Consider the following 3935-nt stretch of genomic DNA (forward strand, 5'->3'; position numbering starts at 1 on the left):
CCTTCATCCGAGCAGCCCAGATCCTCGGCCGTGACCGAAATAGGTAGACACTGTGGAATGCAATTGCCGTTCTGATAGAAGATGGTCCCGGAAGCCCCGCTGATAGTGGTGAAATAGATCTCGTAGAGTGCATCTTCGGTGGTATTGATGAGATTGATCCCCTCGCCATCACCGATGTTGAATCCATTTGCGGGCAGATTAACACAGGTAGGGGTCTCACCGTTCACTCCCCAGCAGAGGTCTTCCACATCACAGGTACCTGCGATATCGAAGGTCAATGAGATCACCGGAAGTAGACCTTGCCCTTCATCCGAACAACCACCGTCCACGGCAGTCAATCCAGTGGCCAAACAATCGCCAGATCGCATCTCAGAGCGATCCGATTTCTTTGGCTGGAGTACGGTTGCAATTTCTGCCGATGGAACCTGTAAAGAAGTCTGCGGTTGTATGGCAGATAGCTTATTTGTTTCCGATGGAGATCGGAGAGCCTCGGAGGCACCTTGGTCGGCCTTGAGAGAGAAGAAGGGATGGGCTGGTGTTTCTACAGCATTGAATTGCAGATCCTCCTTGGGACTCAGCCTCCGGTCGGAGAGTTGCTGAGGAACAAGTTGTTCACCAGAAGCAGGAATGCCCGGCTCGGACTGGGCTGCAAAGGAGCCTATGAATAGGCAGAATATGAAAGTAGATAGAAGTCTCATTGTCAGGGTTTTGATTAGCGAGCTCCAAAGTAGGAAGAAAGACCATGGCTGTACAGCGTCTTGAACTGATAATCGTCAGTTGAGCAACTTCAGAAAAGCGACAGAACTAGGAAAGCTGAATGGCTGAATGCCTATGAAAGGATCATCCTGAAATAGATCAAGAGAAGCTCTCGCCATGCTGGGAGGAATCTAGACCGCGTTCTTCTTGATCGGCCCTTACACGGATGGGGATGAGCAGATCGGTCACTTTGAAGAGCAGCCAGCTTCCGCCTAAAGTGAAGACCGATACGATCAATAGGGCGATCACATGATAGAGCATGGTCTCGGTCTCCCCGTGGATGAGCCCCACCTCTTCGGCCAGAAGTCCGGTCAGTAGCATACCTACGATACCGCCCACACCATGGCTGGGGAAGACCTCTAGGGTATCATCTACAGAGGTGGATTTGAAGAACATGATAGCCAGATTGCTGACCAATGCAGCGATGAAACCGATGAAGATACTCTCACCCAAGGTCACGAATCCAGCTGCTGGAGTGATGGCCACCAGACCTACGATCGCTCCGATACAGGCACCAAGGGCTGACATCTTCTTGTCTCTGAAGCGGTCGAAGAATATCCAGGTGATCATGGCCGTGGCCGAGGCCAGATTGGTATTGGCAAAAGCGATCACGGCATCGCCATTGGCACCCAGAGCTGAACCCGCATTGAATCCGAACCAGCCGAACCACAATAGCCCGGTACCTAGGATGACAAAAGGGATATTGGCCGGTTCGGTCTGCACGCTCTTGCGTTTGCCCAGATAGATGGCACCCGCTAGTGCAGCAAATCCAGCAGACATGTGCACGACTGTACCCCCGGCAAAGTCCAGTACACCCCAATTGCGGAAGAGTCCATCGGGATGCCAGGTCATGTGGGCCAGAGGTGTATAGATGAGAAGAGAGAAGAGCACCATGAATAGGATGTAGGAGCGGAAACGCACCCGCTCGGCCAGACTGCCTGTGATGAGGGCAGGGGTGATGATGGCGAACTTGAGTTGGAAGAGCGCAAAGAGTAGGAAGGGGATGGTCCCTGCGAAATCCGGGTTGGGAGAGATGCCCACACCCTTGAAATTGAAATAGGTCATGGGATTACCGATGATTCCTCCGATGCTATCGCCAAAGGCCAGACTGAATCCAACGATGACCCAGAGTACCGAGATGACTCCGAGCGCTACGAAACTCTGCAGCATGGTAGAAACGATGCTCTTCTTATTGACCATACCCCCATAGAAGAATGCCAGCCCTGGAGTCATAAGGAGAACAAAGGCACTGGCCACAATCATCCACGAGGTGTCCCCGGAATCGATGCCGCTGGTATCCAGCGATTCATAACTCTCACCCAGAAAGAGGATGATCAGAACAAGTACAGCAAGTAGGATGAAGTTCAGTCTGCGTCCCATGAGGATGGTTTTGGTCCTATAAACCTACAGCCTCGCTCCATAGGATAATTCTGCTGTGAAAAACTTATAGTTCACTGATTATTAGCGGTATATAGCAATCAATTTATAGTCGTTCTGACAAATTGTAGAATTGATAAAGAGAGGAGAGGGGCGAGAATGTTGAAGTAAATAGTGTAGATTAGCTAGAGTCACAGGAACATATATCGAGCGGGGATTTCCAAGTAGACTATTCAGATATGTTCGAATATTCGGTGAGGTTGGGACGTATTAAAACTCAGTCATATGGAAGCTCGAGTGGTTCTTTTCATCTTATCCATGTTCTCCGTTACATGTGGCCTAGGTCAGAATCTGGTCCCGAACGGTGGATTTGAGGAATATCATGGGTGTCCGGACGCTACAGGGCAGATCGATACTGCGATGTATTGGTTCAACCCTACAATAGGTGGTGAGAACGGTTCACCAGATTACTTCAATGAATGCTCATCGTTCTATGGTACCCAAGTGCCACAGAATTTCTACGGATATCAGGAAGCCTATGAGGGCTCGGCCTATGCGGGTATCTTGCTTTATTATTTTGCTCCTGCAAATTCACGGGAATATATAGAAGTCCCATTGAATAGTGCACTTGAAGCGAATAGTCAGTATCATTTTGAGATGAGGGCCAACTTGTCCAATTCATCCCGTTATACCACTGACGATATCCAGGTCCACTTTGCAGAGGAAGCCATTACAGACTTTCCTACCTATGATCCTTTACCATACGTTCCACAGATAATAAATGCTGAAGGAAACGTCTTGGATAGTGCCAACTGGGTATTGATCGAGGGCGATTTTATTGCAGAAGGAGGGGAAACCCATATGGTCATAGGCAATTTCAATGACGATGCCAATACCTCTACCAGTATCGTTCATTCTTCGGGAGCCACATTTGCCTACTGTTACGTAGATGATGTCTCTCTTGAATTGGTCACCGGTATAGAGGAATCAAGTCCCCTGGAAGGACATATCTATCCAAATCCTTTTTTGGACCAATTGACGATAGAATATGTACCAGGAGAGGAGCTCGAATTCACGATTTTCGATCAGAAGGGTAGAGAGGTTCTGCTGAGGAGAATCATAGGAGGTACGACTATTCACATAGATGGACTCTCATCTGGAATCTATGGCTATCAGGTGATGACCATGAGCGGGAAGATGAAGACCGGGCTTCTGTTCAGGTCTACAGAATGAGTCTAGAAACTTTGGGAAAATTTCTTTGAATCGATGTCTCAATTCTGGGTCAACGTATCACCTGTTACATTCGACAGGTTCAGTACATAGCCTGAACTCAACGTAGGAATTACGGCTTCAAGATCAACCCCCGAATTGTACGCGCAGCCTCCTCGGCACCCGGTGGGTCATAGTTGGAGAGTACGATGATCAAGAGGTCGGCATCGATATCGTAGTCGATGATGGAGTTGGCACCTGGAGCCCCTCCACCCAATAGCAGGCCCTTCATTTCTCCTACTGACCGTTCGAAATGAGTGGTCGTGAGTACCATTCCTTCCCGATCCAAGAGTTCTCCCGCATAGAATGCCTTCACAAAACGATACAGATCATCCAAGGTGGAATAACCACCTCCGGCACTGTTACCCATGATGGGGGTGAAGGGATCGGCTGGTTGTAGGGGAGCCTCGGGGTCTTGCGGATCGCGCATATAGCCTGTCGCCAGACGGTCATCTTGGAAATCTATGCGATAGCCCGTGTTCTCCATTCCCAGAGGGTCTAGGATAAGGGAATCGATATAATCGTAGTAAGTC

General features: G+C 49.3%; 4 protein-coding genes. 1 reads left to right on the forward strand and 3 read right to left on the reverse strand.

The features are described 5' to 3' along the window. On the reverse strand, positions 1–698 hold a 698-nt coding region (locus HKN79_00980), incomplete at its 3' end, for a hypothetical protein (GenBank protein ID NNC82124.1). A 157-nt stretch (positions 699–855) separates the two neighbouring features. After that, a complete protein-coding gene (locus HKN79_00985) occupies positions 856–2136 on the reverse strand; it encodes an ammonium transporter (protein ID NNC82125.1) in 1281 nt (426 codons plus the stop codon). A gap of 315 nt (positions 2137–2451) precedes the next feature. Here HKN79_00985 and HKN79_00990 point away from each other — a divergent pair, with 315 nt between their 5' ends. Continuing rightward, positions 2452–3366, forward strand: coding sequence for a T9SS type A sorting domain-containing protein (locus tag HKN79_00990; protein NNC82126.1), 915 nt, complete (start codon positions 2452–2454; stop codon positions 3364–3366). Positions 3367–3475: 109 nt separating this feature from the next. Here HKN79_00990 and HKN79_00995 read toward each other — a convergent pair. Continuing rightward, positions 3476–3935 (reverse strand): serine hydrolase (locus tag HKN79_00995; protein NNC82127.1); only part of this gene is annotated, 460 nt, incomplete at its 5' end.

The organism is Flavobacteriales bacterium (assembly GCA_013001705.1).
Lineage (GTDB): Bacteria > Bacteroidota > Bacteroidia > Flavobacteriales_D > JABDKJ01 > JABDLZ01.

Coding starts and splice junctions, on each gene's coding strand:
- HKN79_00985 (NNC82125.1), bottom strand. CDS start 2,136: ATGGGACGCAGACTGAACTTCATCCTACTTGCTGTACTTGTTCTGATC.
- HKN79_00990 (NNC82126.1), top strand. CDS start 2,452: ATGTTCTCCGTTACATGTGGCCTAGGTCAGAATCTGGTCCCGAACGGT.